The sequence below is a fragment of the Streptomyces sp. NPDC001137 genome, assembly GCF_040298885.1.
Lineage (GTDB): Bacteria > Actinomycetota > Actinomycetes > Streptomycetales > Streptomycetaceae > Streptomyces.
In genome coordinates this window covers 30902-49096 of sequence record NZ_JBEPBA010000033.1, presented here as the reverse complement: position 1 = coordinate 49096, position 18195 = coordinate 30902, and the positions used below count along the sequence as shown (strand labels likewise).

General features: G+C 71.2%; 15 protein-coding genes. 9 read left to right on the top strand and 6 right to left on the bottom strand.

Going from position 1 to position 18195, the window contains the following annotated elements; translation table 11 throughout:
• Nucleotides 1–9 precede the first annotated feature (9 nt).
• Entirely contained in the window at nucleotides 10–1842 is a 1833-nt protein-coding gene (locus ABT254_RS41455) for a hypothetical protein (RefSeq protein ID WP_351482590.1), read from the top strand.
• Here ABT254_RS41455 and ABT254_RS41450 read toward each other — a convergent pair.
• Nucleotides 1832–2485 carry a nucleoside/nucleotide kinase family protein gene (locus ABT254_RS41450; protein WP_351482588.1) on the bottom strand — a complete coding sequence of 218 codons (654 nt, stop codon included), beginning with the start codon at nucleotides 2483–2485 and terminating at the stop codon, nucleotides 1832–1834. The two genes, ABT254_RS41455 and ABT254_RS41450, sit on opposite strands and share 11 nt — an antisense overlap.
• Before the next feature lie 104 nt (nucleotides 2486–2589).
• Here ABT254_RS41450 and ABT254_RS41445 point away from each other — a divergent pair, with 104 nt between their 5' ends.
• From ABT254_RS41445 to nicT, 5 genes are all read left to right on the top strand, one after another.
• Complete coding sequence (locus ABT254_RS41445) at nucleotides 2590–2985, top strand: YybH family protein (protein WP_351482587.1); 396 nt, start codon at nucleotides 2590–2592, stop codon at nucleotides 2983–2985.
• A 54-nt stretch (nucleotides 2986–3039) separates the two neighbouring features.
• On the top strand, nucleotides 3040–3792 hold the full coding sequence (locus ABT254_RS41440) for an HAD family hydrolase (RefSeq protein WP_351482585.1): 753 nt from the start codon (nucleotides 3040–3042) through the stop codon (nucleotides 3790–3792).
• Entirely contained in the window at nucleotides 3789–6125 is a 2337-nt protein-coding gene (locus ABT254_RS41435; protein ID WP_351482584.1) for a glycoside hydrolase family 65 protein, read from the top strand. The genes ABT254_RS41440 and ABT254_RS41435 overlap by 4 nt, the downstream gene beginning before the upstream one ends.
• A 114-nt stretch (nucleotides 6126–6239) precedes the next feature.
• The gene (gene prcB / locus ABT254_RS41430) at nucleotides 6240–7094 is read left to right on the top strand and encodes a proteasome subunit beta (protein WP_351482583.1); all 855 of its coding nucleotides are present in this window, start codon (nucleotides 6240–6242) and stop codon (nucleotides 7092–7094) included.
• Between the two features lie 87 nt (nucleotides 7095–7181).
• On the top strand, nucleotides 7182–8339 hold the full coding sequence (gene nicT, locus ABT254_RS41425) for a Nickel transporter NicT (protein WP_351482581.1): 1158 nt from the start codon (nucleotides 7182–7184) through the stop codon (nucleotides 8337–8339).
• Between the two features lie 21 nt (nucleotides 8340–8360).
• On the opposite strand, the gene ABT254_RS41420 is transcribed toward nicT, so the two are convergent.
• Together ABT254_RS41420 and ABT254_RS41415 are read right to left on the bottom strand one after the other, a co-directional pair.
• Nucleotides 8361–9320, bottom strand: a complete 960-nt coding sequence (locus ABT254_RS41420) for a hypothetical protein (RefSeq protein WP_351482579.1) — start codon at nucleotides 9318–9320, stop codon at nucleotides 8361–8363.
• An 11-nt stretch (nucleotides 9321–9331) separates the two neighbouring features.
• Entirely contained in the window at nucleotides 9332–10804 is a 1473-nt protein-coding gene (locus tag ABT254_RS41415) for an APC family permease (RefSeq protein ID WP_351482577.1), read from the bottom strand.
• Nucleotides 10805–11151: 347 nt separating this feature from the next.
• Here ABT254_RS41415 and ABT254_RS41410 point away from each other — a divergent pair, with 347 nt between their 5' ends.
• A complete protein-coding gene (locus tag ABT254_RS41410) occupies nucleotides 11152–11655 on the top strand; it encodes a DUF5709 domain-containing protein (protein ID WP_351482575.1) in 504 nt (167 codons plus the stop codon).
• Between the two features lie 10 nt (nucleotides 11656–11665).
• Here ABT254_RS41410 and sthA read toward each other — a convergent pair whose 3' ends face one another.
• Nucleotides 11666–13069, bottom strand: a complete 1404-nt coding sequence (gene sthA, locus ABT254_RS41405) for a Si-specific NAD(P)(+) transhydrogenase (protein WP_351482573.1) — start codon at nucleotides 13067–13069, stop codon at nucleotides 11666–11668.
• 233 nt (nucleotides 13070–13302) lie between these two features.
• Here sthA and ABT254_RS41400 point away from each other — a divergent pair, with 233 nt between their 5' ends.
• On the top strand, nucleotides 13303–14433 hold the full coding sequence (locus ABT254_RS41400; protein ID WP_351482571.1) for a sulfite oxidase: 1131 nt from the start codon (nucleotides 13303–13305) through the stop codon (nucleotides 14431–14433).
• A gap of 10 nt (nucleotides 14434–14443) precedes the next feature.
• Here ABT254_RS41400 and ABT254_RS41395 read toward each other — a convergent pair whose 3' ends face one another.
• Nucleotides 14444–14650 (bottom strand): hypothetical protein, encoded by a 207-nt coding sequence (locus ABT254_RS41395; RefSeq protein ID WP_115911539.1) that lies wholly within the window; start codon nucleotides 14648–14650, stop codon nucleotides 14444–14446.
• A gap of 120 nt (nucleotides 14651–14770) precedes the next feature.
• Between ABT254_RS41395 and ABT254_RS41390 the strand changes: the two genes are divergently transcribed.
• A complete protein-coding gene (locus tag ABT254_RS41390; RefSeq protein WP_502972141.1) occupies nucleotides 14771–17041 on the top strand; it encodes an MMPL family transporter in 2271 nt (756 codons plus the stop codon).
• Here ABT254_RS41390 and ABT254_RS41385 read toward each other — a convergent pair.
• Nucleotides 17013–18125, bottom strand: coding sequence for a PP2C family protein-serine/threonine phosphatase (locus ABT254_RS41385; protein WP_351482567.1), 1113 nt, complete (start codon nucleotides 18123–18125; stop codon nucleotides 17013–17015). The two genes, ABT254_RS41390 and ABT254_RS41385, sit on opposite strands and share 29 nt — an antisense overlap.
• Nucleotides 18126–18195: the final 70 nt, after the last annotated feature.

The window sequence follows — 18195 nt, the reverse complement described above, 5'->3', positions numbered from 1 at the left end:
CTGATCTCCTTGCACCTCCCACGCCAGCTCGGCCCGCTGCACGACCTGCCGGACACCCCCGAGGCATACGACGCCGTGCTCGCCGACGTCACCGAGCAGGCCCTCGCCCGCCTCACCCCCGAGGGCAACCTCGAACACCCCGACTGCGACGACGACATCGGCGACACCTCCCTCGGCATCACCTCACTGCTCGCCTTCGCCTGGCAGCGCACCAAGGACGACCGACTGCCCGAGGCGGTCCGCCGCAGCCTCGCCTTCCATCTGCGCGAGCGGGTGTACACCGACGACAACCCCGGCTACCCGAACCTCAAGGTCCGCAACTCCGGTCTGCCGTACGCCCGTTACACCCTCGCGGCCGGTGCGCATCCCATCGGCGACTGGCCGAGCACGGTGTGGGCGCTGCTCCAGGCGGTGAACCTCCTCGACGTGGCCGACGGTCTCGTCGAGGAGGCGCAGCGCGCCGAACTCCTCGAGACGGCCCGCGGATACTGGCGCTGGCTCACCGAGGCGACGTTCTTCAACCCGCAGGAGGCCGGCAACCAGGCCATCGGCTGTGTCGTCGGCGGCCTGATGCTCGCCCGCCATCTCCCGCCGGAGGAAGGCGAATCGGTCCGCGCCCGTGCGATCGGGCTGTACGTCGAGAAGATCCGCGACCACCGGATCGCCGACCGGGGCGCGCTGCTGCCGCCCGAGCACGGCGGGGCGTACGACAACAACTACGGCCCGATCTCCCTGTCCTTCCTCGCCCAGGCCCACCGGGTCAGCGGCGCGGAGATGTTCGCCGAGGACGGCGAGGCGCTCGCCCGCTACATCGACGCCCGCCTGACGAACGGCGGCTTCGACAACGGCGGCCCGCGCTACAGCGAGCAGCACTCCGCCTTCGAATCGGTCCTCGGCCTGCGCTACTTCAGCCGCCGTATCGGCTCCGACCTGGGCCGCTACCGGGGCGACAGCCGCTGGGCGCGGCACGCGGCGGGGCCCGACGGCGGCGTCGACGGGCACTTCGCCTGGATGCTGGTCTGGCAGATCCAGGACCCCACGCGCTGGCACCGCACGCCCGCGACCGGGCCCGCCCGCCATCAACTGCGGTCGGGCACCGTCTCGGTGGCCTTCGACGACCGTATGACCCCGTCGGTCGTCGAGGCGGGCGGCACCTACTACCTGCCGGCGGCCGTGAACCGCCAGCACGGCTTCGGCCCGGTGCTCGACGGATTCGTGTTCTGCCGTCCCATGGGCGAGGTCCGGGTCAGGGACCTGCGCACCGACGCCCTGGCGGCGAAGCTGGTCACCAAGCCGGTGGTGGGCCGCGACCATGTCCTGCGGCACGTGCGCTCCCTGTACGTCACCGACGGCACGAGCCTGTGGACGACCGTCGCCGTGGAACGCCTGCCCGGAGAGCCGTATCTGCTCGCCGGCCTGCCCTACGCGGCCGACGACGGGGACCGGGTGCGCCGGACGGCCGAGGGCGCGGTGGCGTCGGCGGGTACCCTCCGTCTGACCCATCCGGAGGCGCAGGGCGCGGAGCACTTCGACGCCCGCGCGGAACTCACCCAGGAACAGGCGGCGTTCGCGCTCGCCGCCGACTCGCGCGGCTACGGCAACCCCGACGACGGCTGGCGCCACCTGGTGAGCTCCACCGCCCTGGAGGCGGGCCCGGTCCCGGACGCACCGGACGACCTGCATGTGTTCGCCGTACGGTACGGCTCCGCGGCGCCGCTCACGGTGTCGGTCGAACGGGACGGGGACGGGCTGCGCATCGCCACCTCCGGCTTCACCGCGGTGATCGGCGCGGAGGACGAGCGGGGGGAGCCGGAGCTGACGCTGCGCGCCGTCAGTTCTTGAGGGCGAGTTCGCCCACCGGCACCACCAGGTCCGCCCGGTCGCGGGTCGCGGCGACCAGCTCCGCGTTGCGCTGGTCGCTGCGCAGCACCCACTCCACCGCTTCCTCGTGCCCCTTGCCGAACTCCTCGTGCCGGGCGATCAGCCTGCGGAGCCGCTCTTCCTCGTCCAGTTCGCAGAACCACACCTCGTCGAGCCGGCTGCGCACGCGCGGCCAGGCCCCCGTCTCCAGCAGCAGGTAGTTGCCCTCGGTCACCACCAGCCGGGCCGTGGACGGGACGGCGACGGCGCCCGCGATGGGCTGCTCCAGCACCCGCTCGAACCCGGGCGCGTACACCACGTCGGCCTCGTCGCTCTCGCGCAGGCGGCCCAGCAGCGCCGCATAGCCGGCCGCGTCGAAGGTGTCCGGCGCTCCCTTGCGGTCCCGGCGGCCCAGCCGCTCCAGCTCGACGTCGGCGAGGTGGAAGCCGTCCATGGGGACGTGCGCGACCCAGGGTTCCCCGGTGCCGTTCAGCTCCCGTACGAGGTTCTCCGCGAGGGTCGACTTGCCCGCCCCCGGGCTGCCGGTGATGCCCAGGACGGCGCGGCGCCCACCGCGCGGGAGGGCGCGGGCACGGGTGAGGAGGTCGTCGAAAGTCAGCGGCACACGGCAGAGTCTGTCACCCGGGTGGCGGTGCGATGAACTACGGCGGCACGGGGAGTCGTCCCTCAGTACGGGACACGTACGTGATGAGCAAGGGAGCCGGTGCCGTGGCCGACGACGCAGCGCAGATCCGCACACTGATCGAGAAATGGGCCGAGGCCGTCCACCGCGGCGATCTGGACGGCGTCCTGGCCGACCACGCCGAGGACATCGTGATGTACGACGTCCCCCCGCCGCACCAGGGGCTGCACGGCCTCGCCGCCTACCGCGCGACCTGGCCGCCGTTCTTCGAGTGGCAGGCGCAGGGCGCCTGCTTCGACATCGAGTCCCTGGACGTCACCGCCGGCACCGACGTCGCCTACGCCCACGCGCTGCTGCGCTGCGGCACACCCGAGGAGCTGGCCGAACGCCCCACCCTCCGGCTGCGGTTGACGCTCGGCCTGCGCAAGGAAGGCGACCGCTGGCTGGTCGCACACGAGCACCACTCGTTCCCGCACGACTGACCTGTGTGGCGTGCGCCACAAGCTGGATGTCCTCGAACGGGGAACCGGACCCGTATGACGCAGCTCGGTCCTCCCCTCGGCCTTCCCGAAGGCATCCAGGCCTGCCTCTTCGACCTCGACGGGGTCGTGACCCGGACGGCCGTCGTGCACGCCGCCGCCTGGAAGGAGACCTTCGACGCCTTCCTGCGCGGGCGGGACGGCGAGGGCTTCCGGCCCTTCGACGCCGTAGCCGACTACGACGAGTACGTCGACGGACGCCCGCGCGCCGACGGCGTCCGCGCCTTCCTCGCCTCCCGGGGCATCGAACTGCCCGAGGGATCCCCCGACGACCCGCCCGAGAAGGCGACCGTCCACGGGCTCGGCAACCGCAAGAACGTCCTGCTCCTGGAGAGGATCCGCACCCAGGGCGTGGAGGCCTACGAGGGCACCCTGCGCTACATCGAGGCCGTACGAGCCCATGGTCTGCGCACCGCGATCGTCTCCTCCAGCGCCAACACCCGTGACGTGCTGCGCTCGATCCACGCCGAGGACCTCTTCGAGGTGCGCATCGACGGTGTCGTGGCGGCCGAACGCAAACTGCCCGGCAAACCGCGCCCCGACACCTTCCTCGAAGCCGCCCGGGACCTCGGGATCGAGCCGTCGCGAGCGGCCGTCTTCGAGGACGCCCTCGCCGGCATGGACGCCGGCCGCTCCGGTCATTTCGGATACGTCGTCGGCGTCGACCGCGTGGGACAGACCGACGCGCTGTACGCACACGGCGCGGACGTGGTCGTGAAGGACCTCGCCGAACTGGGAGGCCGGGTGTGATCACCGACCGGGCGTACACCGTCGAACCCTGGGCCGTGCGCGAGACGGAACTCAATCTCGACGTCCTGGCGCAGAGCGAGTCCGTCTTCGCGCTGTCCAACGGCCACGTCGGCTGGCGCGGCAACCTCGACGAGGGCGAACCGCACGGCCTGCCCGGCTCCTACCTCGGCGGCGTCCACGAACTGCACCCGCTGCCCTACGCGGAGGCCGGCTACGGCTACCCGGAGTCCGGGCAGACCGTCATCAACGTCACCAACGGCAAGGTCCTGCGCCTGCTGGTCGACGACGAGCCCTTCGACCTGCGCTACGGCCGCCTCGTCTCCCACGAGCGCACCCTCGACCTGCGCAGGGGAGTGCTGGAGCGGGTCTGCGAGTGGGTCTCGCCGGCCGGTACGACGGTCCGCGTGCGCTCGACCCGGCTCGTCTCCCTCACCCAGCGGGCGATCGCCGCCGTGGCCTACGAGGTGGAGGCCGTCGGCACGCGCACGCGGGTGGTCGTCCAGTCGGAACTCGTCGCCAACGAGCAACTGCCCGAGCGCAAGGGCGACCCACGGGCGGCCATGGCCCTGCAGTCGCCCCTGGAGGCGGAGGAGGCCTTCGCCGAGGGATCCCGGCTGCGCCTGGTGCACCGCACCCGGCGCACCGGTCAGCGCGTCGCCGTGGGCGCCGACCACGTCGTCTGCGGCCCGGACGCGACCAGCACCGGCAGCGAGAGCAACGAGGACGTCGCCCGCCTGACCGTCACCTCCGTCCTCGAACCGGGCGAGCGGCTGCGCGTGGAGAAGCTCGTCGCCCACGGCTGGTCCGCCACCCGCTCCAAACCGGCGATGAGCGACCAGGTCGACGCGGCCCTCGCGGCCGCCGCGGTCGGCGGCTGGGCGGGCCTCGTGGAGGAACAGCGCGCGTATCTCGACGACTTCTGGGCGCGCGCCGACGTCGAGGTCGACGGCGACGAGGAGATCCAGCAGGCCGTCCGCTTCGCCCTCTTCCACGTCCTGCAGGCCGGTGCCCGCGCCGAGCAGCGCGCGATCCCCGCCAAGGGGCTGACCGGCTCCGGCTACGACGGCCACGCCTTCTGGGACACCGAGGCCTTCGTGCTGCCCCTGCTCACCTACACCGCGCCCGAGGCCGTGGCCGAGGCGCTGCGCTGGCGGCACAGCACCCTGCCCGCCGCCCGGGAACGCGCGGCCCAGCTCGGCCTGAACGGCGCCGCGTTCCCCTGGCGCACCATCGAGGGCTCGGAAGGCTCGGCGTACTGGCCGGCCGGCACCGCCGCCTTCCATGTGAACGCCGCCGTCGCCGACGCCGTCGTGCGGTACGCGGCGGCGAGCGGGGACGAGCAGTTCGAGCGGGACGCCGGGATCGAGCTGCTGGTGGAGACGGCCCGGCTGTGGCGCTCGCTGGGCCATCACGACCACGAGGGCGCCTTCCACATCGACGGCGTCACCGGGCCCGACGAGTACAGCGCGGTCGCCGACGACAACACGTACACCAACCTCATGGCGCGTGCGAACCTGCTGGAGGCCGCGGACGCCTGCAAGCGGCACCCGGAGCGGGCCGCGCAGCTGGGTGTCGACGACGAGGAGAGCGCGGCCTGGCGGGACGCGGCCGAGGCGATGCACATCCCGTACAACCACGAACTCGGCGTGCACGAGCAGCACGCCGGCTTCACCCGCTACCAGCGCTGGGACTTCGCCCGCACCCGCCCGGACCAGTACCCGCTGATGCTGCACTTCCCCTATTTCGACCTCTACCGCAAACAGGTCGTCAAACAGGCCGACCTGGTGCTCGCGATGTACACCTGCGGCAGCCACTTCGACGAGGAGCACATAGCCCGCAACTTCGCCTACTACGAGCCCCTCACCGTCCGGGACTCCTCGCTGTCGGCCAGCGTCCAGGCCGTGATCGCCGCCCAGGCCGGCCATCTGGACCTCGCGTACGCCTACACGGCCGAGTCGGCGCTGATGGATCTGGCGGACCTGCAGCACAACACGCGCGACGGGTTGCACATCGCGTCCCTCGCCGGCACCTGGACGGCCCTGGTGGCCGGATTCGGCGGACTGCGCCGCGACGGCGACACGCTGCGCTTCGCCCCGCGCCTGCCCGAGCGGTTCAGCCGCCTGGCCTTCTCCCTGCAACTCCTCGGCCGCCGCCTGCGCGTGGAGGTCGGCCCCGACAAGGCCACGTACACCCTGCTGTCCGGCCCGCCCCTGACCATCCGCCACCATGACAGCCCCGTGACCCTGCGGGACGACGGCCCCGTCGTCCGCGCGATCCCGCAACTCCCGGCCCGCCCGGCCCCGGAACAGCCGCCGCACCGCAGCCCGCGCTAGGACGTCAGACGTCCGGCTCGGGCGGCAGGTGGTGGCGGACGGCGGGACGGGCGTTTCCCGGGACCCCGGTTCAGGTAGGAGTCGGATGTCCGGCCGACGAGAAGGGGGAGTGGCATGACAGCGAGCGACACCGGGGGTCAGCTGGGGGAGGAGTTCTTCACTCCGGGAACGGCGTCCTTCACCGAGTTCCTGGCCGCCCACCGCCCCGAACTGCTGCCCACCCGACCCCCCTTCCCGGACGGTGTCCGCGCCGAACCCGGCAGGTTCCCGCACGGCACCACCGTCCTGGCCCTCGCCTACCGCGACGGCGTGCTGATCGCCGGCGACCGCCGCGCCACGATGGGCAACCTCATCGCACAGCGCGACCTGGAGAAGGTGCACCCCGCGGACGACTACACCGCCGTGGCCTTCGCCGGCTCCGTCGGACTCGCCCTGGACATGGTGAAGCTGTACCAGGTCGAGCTGACGCACTTCGAGAAGATCGAGGGCATCCCGATGACCCTCAACGCCAAGGCGAGGCGCCTGGCCGGCATGATCCGGCAGAACCTCGGCCAGGCCATGCAGGGACTCGCCGTCGTACCGCTCCTCACGGGCTACGACGAGGCGGCCCCGGAGGGCGAGAAGGGCCGCATCTTCAGCTTCGACGTCGCCGGCGGCCTGTACGAGAAGACGGACTTCCACGCCGAGGGCTCCGGATCGCCGTACGCCCGGGGCGCGCTCAAGAAGCTGTTCCGCAAGGGCATGGACCGGCGGGAGGCGGCCCTGGCCGCCCTGCAGGCGCTCTACGACGCGGCCGACGACGACTCCGCGACCGGCGGCCCGGACGTCAACCGCCGTATCTTCCCCATCGTGTCGGTGATCACCGAGGACGGCTTCGAGCGGCTGTCGGAGCCCGAGACGGAGGCGCTGAGCCGCGAGATGGTCGAGCAGCGCCGCAGCCGGCCGGACGGGCCGACCGCCACTCCCTGAGTCGCCCTCCCGCCTTTTCTCCTCCATGGCGAAGAGCTGTCCCGCCCTTTACTGCACATGAGTTGCAAGTACGTGATGATGGCGCATGTGACCGCCGCTCCAGACACCGCACCACCTCTCGCCCCGGACGCCGCCAAGGCCTCCGCCTGGCACCGTGTCCGTACCGCGATGACACGGGAGGAGTGGACCAGGGTCGGCGGGATGGCCGCCTTCGTCCTCGCCCTGCACCTCGTCGGCTGGTTCACGCTCGTCGGGATCGTGGCACCCGAGCACTACAGCGTCGGCAAGCAGTCCTTCGGTGTCGGCATCGGCGTCACCGCGTACACGCTCGGCATGCGGCACGCCTTCGACGCGGACCACATCGCCGCGATCGACAACACCACCCGCAAGCTGATGGGCGAGGGGCAGCGGCCCCTGTCGGTCGGTTTCTGGTTCTCGCTCGGGCACTCCAGCGTCGTCTTCGGCCTGGCGCTGCTGCTCTCCTTCGGCGTCAAGGCCGTGGCCGGACCGGTCCGCGACGACAACTCCCGGCTCCACGACATCACCGGCCTGATCGGCACGACCGTCTCGGGGACCTTCCTCTGCCTCATCGCGATCATCAACCTGGTGATCATGGCGGGGATCTGGAAGGTGTTCCGGCGGATGCGCTCCGGGGACTTCGACGAGGCGGCCCTGGAGGAGCAGCTGGGCAACCGCGGCTTCATGAACCGCCTGCTGGGCCGCGTGATGGGGTCGGTCACCAAGCCCTGGCACATGTACCCGCTCGGCCTGCTCTTCGGTCTCGGCTTCGACACCGCCACCGAGATCGCCCTGCTCGTGCTGGCCGGCTCCGGCGCCGCCTCGGGACTTCCCTGGTACGCGATCCTGTGCCTGCCCGTCCTGTTCGCCGCGGGCATGTCGCTCCTCGACACCATCGACGGCTCGTTCATGAACTTCGCCTACGACTGGGCCTTCTCCCAACCGGTCCGCAAGGTCTACTACAACCTCACCGTCACCGGCCTCTCGGTCGCCGTCGCCCTGCTGATCGGCACGGTCGAACTCCTCGGCCTGCTCGCCGAGAAGCTCCATCTGCGCGGCGCGTTCTGGGAGTGGATCGCCGGCCTCGACCTCAACGCCGTGGGCTTCGCCATCGTCGGCCTGTTCCTCGCCACCTGGATCGTGGCGCTGCTGGTGTGGAAGCTGGGCCGCATCGAGGAGAAGTGGACGCAGGGCCTGTCCCGGCCCGCAAAGCAGCCAGCCGACTAGACCCGCCGTCCCGTCAGGCCCTCAGCCCCGCAGCTTCAGCTCCTTGCGCCACCTCACGAACTGCTGGTCCGGATCTCCCGTGTACGACCAGGGGGTTCGTGTGGCCCGGCGGCCCAGCATCCGCATCAGGGTGGCGGCGACGTCCGGGACGCGTGCGTTGCAGGCGGCGTGTGTCAGGTAGTTGAGGTCGCGCAGTTCGCCGGGGGCGATGCCGTTGTCCGTGCGGCCCATGATCCACCGCTGCCAGGTGCGGCGTACGTCGCTGACCGCGCCGTCGTGGTTCCAGTGCTGCCCGAGTCCCACCGCGGACTGGCTGCCCTGCGCCGCGTCGAGCGCGTAGCGGTACTCCTCCACTCGCGCGTACTGCACCAGAACCGGCAGTGCGCAGCCCGTGGGCGCCACTCCGGCCGCGTCGCGGGCGAAGTCGTACATGAGGCCGTGGGAGCCGTGCCAGCGTGCCGAGTAGTAGTGCAGGACCTGCAGGTGGCCCTCCACGCTGTACGGGTCGCGCTGGTGCAACTCGTCCCACCAGCGCGACAGTTCCTGCCGGCGCACCCCCGAGGAGTACAGCCGGGCCACCGAGATCAGGGAGATCCACGGCGTCGGGTCGTCCAGGTACGCCTCCGCGGCCTGCAGACACGCCGTCACCGCGGTGTCGATGCGCTGATGGTCGATCGGCACGCCCCGGCCCGCTGCGATGGCGAGGTTGAACGCGCGGGCCGTCTCCGTCGCCGCCCGCAGCACCAGCGCGTCACCGCTGTGGGGCTCGGCCGCCAGCCACGACTCCACGGTCGAACTGCCCGCGCAGGCCTGCGCGAGCATCCGGACACGGTGGCCGCGCGCGAGCCAGTTCGGGCCGGTGTCCCGCAGCAGGTCCCTGAGGCCCTGCCAGCGGCCGATGACGATGTCGTGACGTGCGTTGGTCAGGGCCGCGTCCCCGCAGTCGGGGTCGTAGTCGGGAGTGAATCGGTCTCTCGCCATCGGGGTCTGCCTCAGAAGTCGGTGGAGAGACCTTCGTGGACACGGGAGTTCGTGGTGGATAGCTCGTCGGGGACGTACTCCGCCTCGACGGTGCGGCTGGCGTCCAGGCGGGCGGGCCGGTAGTAGTCGCTGCCCTGCCGCCAGTACCAGAACATCGGCACCAGTCCGACGGCGAGCCCGCCGATGCCGATCGCGATCGCCGCGGTGTCGAGCGAGCTCAGCGACTCGGCGAAGATCCAGAACATGAACAGGGCGCCGAACAGCGGCCACAGCCCGCCGAGCAGGAAGTTGGCGGGCGACTTCAGCAGCATCCTGCGGTACGCCACGACCACCGCGAGGCCCGCGAGGCCGTAGTACACGGCGATCTGCAGGCCGATCGCCGAGATCGCGTCGGAGAGGATCTCGCCCACCGAGCCGAGCGCGTTGGAGGCGATGAACATCGCCAGCGCCACCGCGCCGACCACCGTGATGGCCACCCACGGGGTGTTCCAGGTGCGGTGCACCCGGCCGAGCGCGGAGGGCATCGTACGGTCGCGGCCCATCGCGAACAGCGAGCGCGTGACCTGGATGAGCGTGGTCTCCAGGGTGGCGATGGTCGACAGCATCACCGCCACGATCAGCAGCTTGCCGCCCCAGCCCGGCCAGATCTCCGCACCGAGCGCACCCAACACGTTCGCGTCGTTCGCCTCGATCTGCTTCGAGGTCAGGATGACGTTCACCGCGATGGTGAACACCTCGAACAGCAGGAAGACGATCCCCACCCCGATCAGACCGGCGAGTCCCGTCGTACGGCGGCTGTTGCGGGTCTCCTCGCTCAGGTTGCTGGTGACGTCCCAGCCCCAGTAGTAGAAGGCGGCGACGAGTGCTCCCGAGGCGAAGCCGGACACGCCGTCGAAGTGCGAGAAGCCGAGCCAGGACCAGTCGAACACGCGGGCGTTGCCGGTGTGGAAGACGGCGAGGACCGCGAACAGCGCCAGTATCGCCAGCTCCACGCCGGACATGACGAGCTGCGCCCGGACCGTGAGCCGGGCGCCGCCGAGCACCACGAGCAGCATGATGATGAACCAGGCCGCGCCGACCACCGTCGACAGCGCGGTGTTGCCGGCGAGGCCGTCGTCGAACAGGGCCAGCGTCATCGACCCTGCGGGCAGCGAGCCGGCCACCATGAATATGGTCGCCGAGATGACCAGCGCCCAGCCGCTGATGAACCCGAGAAAGGGATGCAGGGTGCGCCCCACCCAGGAGTAGCTGGCCCCCGCGTTCACGTCGATACGGCCGAGATAGCTGAACGCCAGCGCGATGCCCAGCATGGGTATCGCGCAGTACAGCAGCGCGGCCGGGCTGGCCAGGCCCACCGCGCCCACGAGGACGGCTGTGGTCGCGGCGATCGAGTACGCCGGAGCGCTGCCCGCGACGGCCATCACCACGGTGTCGAACGTACCGAGGGCATTGGCCTGCAGCCCTCTGCCCCTGCTGTTGCTCATGGTTGCGCTGCTTTCCGTCTTGCACGACGCGAGGGCGACCCGCCCCGACGGCGTAGGGGAGGTGGGGGGTGATGAACCCGCCCCGGATCCCCGAGGGTTGGCCTCGGAGCAGATCAAGGGCAGCGAATGGACAAAGGGGTGGTGGAGAGCGCACGGCTGCCTGCGTTGTCGTTCGGTCACACCGTGTGTGCGAGTGATGATAGCCCTACTCCTTGACCTTTCAAGATGACCAAGGGGTAACCTCCTGCGCCGCCGGGGACTGCTGTGGTTGGACGGCGCCCAACGGGAAACGCGGATCGGGACACCATAAGGAGAACGACCCGCCGCAGCGCGCGAGGGAGGCACTCATGGGCAGCGAACGCACGAGCCCCGAACCGATGGCCGACGACGCCTACCAGCCCACCGGCACGAACGAGGAGCAGGAGGACGCGGCGCCGCTCGACCTGCAGGACGCCGTCGACGAACGCACCTACGACGACACCCTCGACGAGGGCTACTCTCCGCCGGAGAAGCCGCTCGGCGTCACCAAACACGGCACGACGGCCGCCGAGCAGCGCACCGGCGAGAGCCTCGACGAACGGCTCGCCGAGGAGGTCCCCGACGCGGCCGTGCCCGCCGGTGACGAGGTCGGCGACCTCCCCGGGGGCGAGGGCGAACCCGTCGACCCCGAGGCCGGCACGGAGCGCGCGGGCCGACTGGTCGCTCCGGACGAGGGCGCCCACCCCGACAGGACCAAGGAGACGGTCGCCGACGACGTGGGCATCGACGGCGGTGCCGCCGGCGCCGAGGAGGCCGCCGTCCACGTCGTCGAGGACGAGACGCAGCTGCCCGACGCCGAGCAGGAGCGCTGACACCGGCCGGTCAGTCGCCGATGCGGTCGATCTGCCTGAGCTTGTTCGTGGCGTCGAGGGCGGCGACCTTGTAGGACTCCGCCAGCGTCGGGTAGTTGAAGACCGCGTCGACCAGGTAGTCGACGGTGCCGCCGCAGCCCATCACCGACTGGCCGATGTGGATGAGCTCGGTGGCACCGGTGCCGAAGCAGTGCACGCCGAGCAGGGTGCGGTCCTCGGGGGAGACCAACAGCTTCAGCATGCCGTGCGAGTCGCCGATGATCTGGCCGCGGGCCAGCTCGCGGTAGCGGGAGATGCCGACCTCGAACGGCACGCAGTCCTCGGTGAGTTGGTCCTCGGTCCGGCCGACGAAGCTGATCTCCGGGATGGTGTAGATGCCGATGGGCTGCAGGTTGTGCATCTGCCCGACCGGCTCACCGCAGGCATGGTAGGCGGCCGCCCGCCCCTGCTCCATCGAGGTCGCGGCCAGCGCCGGGAAGCCGATCACGTCACCGACCGCGTAGATGTGCGGCACCTCGGTGCGATAGTGCTCGTCCACGGTGATCCGCCCGCGCTTGTCCGCGGACAGTCCGGCCTTGTCCAGGTCGAGTTCGTCGGTCAGACCCTGCCGGCCCGCCGAGTACATCACGGCGTCGGCCGGTATCTTCTTGCCGCTCTCCAGAATGGTCAGCGTGCCCCGCGGATGCCGCTCCACCGCGGCGACGGTCTCGCCGAAGCGGAACGTCACGGCGAGGTCCCGCAGGTGGTACTTGAGCGACTCGATGACCTCGACGTCGCACATGTCGAGCATCCCGGCACGCTTCTCGACGACCGTCACCTTGCTGCCGAGCGCCGCGAACATGGAGGCGTACTCCATGCCGATGACCCCGGCGCCCACGATGACCATGGAGCGCGGCACGCGTTCCAGCGCCAGCACGTTGTCGGAGTCCATGATCGTACGGCCGTCGAACTCGACGCTGTCGGGCCGGGCCGGCCGGGTACCGGTGGCGATGACGATGTGCTCCGCACTGAGCAGCCGTTCGTTGCCGGTGACCTCGCGCAGCGCGATGGTGTGCGGGTCCACGAAACTGCCGGTGCCGGCGAAGAGGGAGACGTGGTTGCGGGAGAGCTGGTTGCGGATGACGTCGACCTCCCGGCCGACCACGTGCTGGGTGCGCGAGGTCAGGTCGGAGACGGTGATGTCCTCCTTCAGCCGGTAGCTCTGCCCGTACAGATCCCGCTGGGTGAGACCGGTCAGGTACAGCACCGCCTCACGCAGGGTCTTGGAGGGGATGGTGCCGGTATGGATGGAGACCCCGCCGACCATGTCGGGGCGGTCGACGACGGCGACCCGGCGGCCGAGCTTGGCCGCGGCGATGGCGGCCTTCTGGCCACCCGGGCCGGATCCGATGACAAGCATGTCGAAGTCGGGCACCCTCCGGAGTCTGTCAGCCCGGGGCCCCGCTTCGAAAGACTGAACGGGCAACGATCGCCCACGAAGTGACGGGGCGGACCCGGCAGTTGCCGAGCCCCGTAAGGGGCGCGGGGCTGCATCGACATGCGGCTCCGCCGCGTGGGCGCGATCATCCACGACGAACCCGCGGACAACCGACGGCACATCGCGGCACACCCCATCGCCGCACAACCCGGTGGAGCGATAATGCCGACATGGGCCACCGACTCGCCGACGCGAGCACCCCCGCCCGGCTGGCCGCCCCCGACGAGGGCATCGGCCGGGACGAACTGGCGCTCGCCACCCGCAACCACGGCCTCCCGCTCGAGGCGCTGCGCTACGACGTCACCCCGCCGGGCCTGCACTACCTGCTGACGCACTACGACATCCCCTACGTCCCCGACGACACGCCCTGGCCGCTGGGCGTCGGGGGCCGGGTCCGCCGTCCGCTGCAGCTGGACCTGGCCGAACTTCGTGCCCTCCCTCAGGTCACCACGCGCGTGACCATGGAGTGCGCGGGCAACGGCCGGGCCCTGCTGACGCCCCGTCCGGTCAGCCAGCCCTGGCTCGTCGAGGCGGTCGGCACCGCCGAGTGGACCGGCGTACCGCTGCGGCTCCTGCTCGCCGAGGCCGGCGTGGAACCCGACGCCGTCGACGTCGTCTTCACCGGCGCCGACCACGGCGTGGAACGCGGCGTCGAGCAGGACTACCAGCGCTCACTGCCGGTGGAAGTGGCCACGGGCAGCGAGCCCGAGGTGCTGGTGGCGTACGCGATGAACGGCGCCCCGCTGCCGCCCCAGCACGGCCGCCCGCTGCGCCTGATCGTGCCCGGCTGGTACGGCATGGCCCATGTGAAGTGGCTGCGCGAGATCACCGTCACCGACGCGCCCTTCACGGGTTTCCAGCAGGCCGTGGCCTACCGGCTCCGGCAGGACTCCACCGACGAGGGCCGGCCGGTCACCCGCATCGAGCCGCGCGCCCTGCTGATCCCGCCCGGGTTCCCGGACTTCATGTCCCGCTCCCGTGTGGTGCGGCCGGGCCCGGTGACGCTGGAGGGCCGCGCCTGGTCGGGGCGGGCACCGCTCGCACGGGCTGAGGTGAGCACGGACGGCGGGCGCAGCTGGCGCGAGGCCGAACTGGAGCCCGACGGCGGGCACCGCTGGGCGTGGCGCCACTGGCACCTCGACTGGACGGCGACCCCCGGAGAGCATGTGCTGAGCGCGCGGGCCACCGACGCCGAAGGACACACCCAGCCGCTGGAGCAGCACTGGAACCGCGGCGGCTTCACCAACAACCTCGTCCAGCGGGTGCGGGTGCTGTGCCTGGAGCCCGACGAGGCGGACTGAACCGCGCCGGTTACGGCAGCAGTTTTTCCATGGCGGCGGGGCCTTCCGTCTCCAGCTTGCGCCGGGCCCACTCGAGGTTGTGGGGGGTGATGTCCCTGCCCGTCGCAAGGACGAGGTCCTCCGGGGACACCTCGGTTCCGGTACGGGTGTGGAGCAGGTCGTCCGGGGTGACGCGGTCCTCGGACGGCCTGGACGCGTCGGGCTGCAACGTCGGCATGATCTCTGCTCCCTCGGGTCAGGATCGCTACTGCTAACACCATTCATCGCGGGAGCGCTGCGTGCATCCGGAAGCGCACACAAGTGCCACGAGATGCCGGAGTGACGGGACGGGCGTCTAATGAGAGACGTGTCACCTGCCCGCACCGACGAGGGGGGCGCGGGGGCCGTCACCGGAGGGGTTCTGCGGCGGCTGGGGGAGTGGTGCGCCAGACACTTCGTGATCGTCATCCTGGCCTGGCTGGTGGCCCTTGTGGCGCTGCAGACCCTCAACCGGTCCTTCGGCGGGGAGTACTCCGACAACTTCTCCCTGCCGGGCGTGCAGTCCCAGCAGGGCCTGGACGTCCTGAAGAAGCACGACCCGGCGGCGGGCGGCTACAGCAGCCAGATCGTCCTGCACGACGGGCAGAAGTCCCTCACCGCGCTGAGCTCGCAGATGTCCACCGCGATCGGCGACGTGCAGAAACTGCCGCATGTCCTGTCGGCCCAGAACCCGCTGTCCGCCCCGGCCTCGAAGGTCGGCCCCCTCGCCTCCGACGGGAAGACCGGCTACATCACCGTCCGCTTCGACGTCCAGCCCTCCACCCTGGGCGACAACTACCTGAGCGGCGTGGACAAGGCAGTGCAGCCGCTGCGCTCGGCCGGCGCCCAGGTCGAGTACGGCGGACCGCTCGGCGAACTGGGCCGGCCGGCCCCCGACGACCGGGTGAGCGAACTGATCGGCTTCGCCGTCGCGATCGTCGTCCTGCTGATCGGCTTCGGCAGCGTGATCGCCGCCGGTCTGCCGCTGTTCACGGCACTGGTCAGCGTCGTCGGCGGGCTCGCGATCCTCGGACTGCTCGCGGCGGCGTTCACCTTCGCGACCGTGTCGCCGACCCTGGCGACCATGATCGGCCTCGGTGTCGGCATCGACTACGCCCTGTTCCAGATCACCCGGCACCGCCAGAACCTCATGAACGGGGCCCATCCGGTCCATGCCGCGGGGCAAGCCACCGCCACCAGCGGGCGGGCCGTGCTCGTCTCCGGCTGCACAGTGATCATCGCGCTCGCGGGCCTCTACGCGTCCGGCGTGAGCTTCATCGGGAAACTGGGCCTGGCCGCCGCCACGACGGTCGTCTCGGCGGTCATCGGTGCACTGACGCTGCTCCCGGCCATGCTCGGCCTGATCGGCAGACGCATCGACCGCTACCACGTCCGGCGTCCCGTCGCCGAGACCGACGCCGAGCCCGGAACCGAGCCGACCGGCACATGGCACCGCTACGCCCAACGTGTGGAGCGCAGACCCTGGCAGTTCCTTGCGGCAGGCATCACGACCGTCGTCGTCCTCGCCATCCCGCTGCTCTCCATCCAGCTCGGCCACATCGGAGACGGCGCCGACCCCACCTCCTTCACCGACCGCCGCGCCTACGACCTGATGACGAACGCGTTCGGCCCCGGCTCCAACGGCCCGCTCACCGTCGTCATCGACCAGACCTCCGTACCGTCCTCCCAGCGTTCGGCCCTGTCCTCCCAGGCACAGAAGACTCTGAACGCGGTGGCGGGCGCCTCCACCGTCACGCCCCTGACACCCACCAAGGACGGGGACGTCCTGGTCGGCACCGTCTACTCGAAGCAGTCCCCGCAGAGCGCCACCACCACGGACCTGACCAACCGGCTGGTCCACACCACCCTCCCGGACGCGGTCTCGGGAACGAAGGCCAAGGGGTACGTCACCGGCACCACCGCGGCCCAGGTCGACTTCCGTGACATCGTCGCCGGCCGGCTGCCCCTGATCATCGGCGTCGTGGTCGGCCTCGCCTTCCTGATCATCCTGGCGGTCTTCCGCGGCCTGCTCGTCGCGGTCAAGGCGGCGGTCCTCAATGTGCTGTCGATCGGTGCCTCGTACGGCGTGGTGGTGGCCGTCTTCCAGTGGGGCTGGGGCGGGCCCGCGCTGGGCGTGCACGGCAAGGTGCCCATCGAGAGCTATGTGCCGATGATGATGTTCGCGATCATTTTCGGCCTGAGCATGGACTACGAGATCTTCCTGCTCTCCCGCGTCCACGAGGCATGGCTGCGCAGCGGCGACGCCAAGGCCTCGGTCGCCCACGCGCTGGAGATCACCGCCCGGGTCATCACCTGCGCCGCGCTGATCATGGTGAGCGTCTTCGCGGCCTTCATCGTCAGCGACAACATCGTGGTCAAGATGCTCGGTCTGGGGCTCGCGGTGAGCGTGCTGATCGACGCGACCGTCGTACGGCTGCTGATGGTTCCGGCCGTGATGACGCTGCTCGGGCCGCACGCCTGGTGGACGCCCCGCTGGCTCGACCGGATCATGCCGCACATCGACGCGGAGGGCGACCAGGTGGAGAGCCCCGCGGCGGACGTCAGCCGGCGTCCGGCGACGCGGGCGTGAGGACGAGCATCGTCACGTCGTCGACGACGGCAGGGCAGTACCGTACGAGATCCGCCCACACCCGGTCCGCGAGTACGGCCGGGTCGCCGTCGGCCAGCGCGGCCAGGCGCTCGGTCAGCGGGTAGAAGACGCCGGAGGGGTCGCGGGCCTCGCTCACGCCGTCCGAGGCCAGGAACAGGCTGTGGCCGGGTTCCAGCCGCAGGGTGAGCCCGGTGTGCGGGCCGCCGTCGGACAGGCCGAGACCGAGCGGCGGCCACGCGGCGAGCTGAATCTCGCTGGCCTGCCGGCCGCTCAGCAGCACGGGCGCGGGATGCCCGCAGGACACCATCCGTACCGACCGGGCGTCGGGCGAGAACTCCAGCAGTACGGCGGTCGCGAACAGCTCCGCGTACCGTGACGACGCCGAGTCCAGCTCCAGCCTGCGGTCGAGCCGGGCGGCGACCGACTCCAGGTCCGGCTGGTCCAGCACCGCCTCCCGGAAGGCCCCCAGCAGGGAGGCGACCGTGGCGACCGCCGCCAGCCCGTGCCCCTGGACGTCGCCCATCACGGCCCGCACCCCGTGCGGTCCCTGCCGTACGTCGAAGAAGTCGCCGCCCACCAGCGTGCCGCGCTGCGCGGCCCGGTACAGGCCGACACAGCGGACCGGGCCGACCCGGTCGGGCAGCGGCGGGACGACGGCGCGCTGCGCGGCCTCGGCGACGGTGCGCTCCAGGTCCAGCTGGGCGTCGCGGCGGCTGCGCACATAGGAGACGAACACGCTCAGCACGGAGACGAAAGTGATGGTCCACAGGTCCGCGTTGCCCGGGTGGTTGAGGTGGAATGCCGGGATGTTGAGCACGGCGACGACGAGACCGCCGAGGAGCGCGGTCGCCAGCGGCCCGTACGAGAGGACGGCCAGCGGCGGGATGGCGCCCAGCAGAAAACCGATGTCGAGGGGTTCGTCGCTGGCCAGGGTGGCCGCACAGACACCCACGATCAGGCCGAGCGGGAGCAGCCGTACCAGCCGGGGCGGTGGCGCGCCCCGCAGCCAGCCCCGCCGGTCGTGGTCCTGCCGGCGCGGTGACAGGAGGTGCACCTTTCCCACAGCACCACGCTCCTACGGCGGGGCGCCGCCCGCACGCCGGGCCGGCTGTCGGTGCCGGGTGGCATGCTGG

What these genes read in the sequence shown, in the direction of transcription:
- ABT254_RS41415 (WP_351482577.1), bottom strand. Translation starts at nt 10,804, where the DNA reads ATGAGCAACAGCAGGGGCAGAGGGCTGCAGGCCAATGCCCTCGGTACG.
- ABT254_RS41390 (WP_502972141.1), top strand. Translation starts at nt 14,771, where the DNA reads ATGAGAGACGTGTCACCTGCCCGCACCGACGAGGGGGGCGCGGGGGCC.
- ABT254_RS41440 (WP_351482585.1), top strand. Translation starts at nt 3,040, where the DNA reads ATGACGCAGCTCGGTCCTCCCCTCGGCCTTCCCGAAGGCATCCAGGCC.
- ABT254_RS41395 (WP_115911539.1), bottom strand. Translation starts at nt 14,650, where the DNA reads ATGCCGACGTTGCAGCCCGACGCGTCCAGGCCGTCCGAGGACCGCGTC.
- prcB (WP_351482583.1), top strand. Translation starts at nt 6,240, where the DNA reads ATGACAGCGAGCGACACCGGGGGTCAGCTGGGGGAGGAGTTCTTCACT.
- ABT254_RS41400 (WP_351482571.1), top strand. Translation starts at nt 13,303, where the DNA reads ATGGGCCACCGACTCGCCGACGCGAGCACCCCCGCCCGGCTGGCCGCC.
- ABT254_RS41420 (WP_351482579.1), bottom strand. Translation starts at nt 9,320, where the DNA reads ATGGCGAGAGACCGATTCACTCCCGACTACGACCCCGACTGCGGGGAC.
- ABT254_RS41410 (WP_351482575.1), top strand. Translation starts at nt 11,152, where the DNA reads ATGGGCAGCGAACGCACGAGCCCCGAACCGATGGCCGACGACGCCTAC.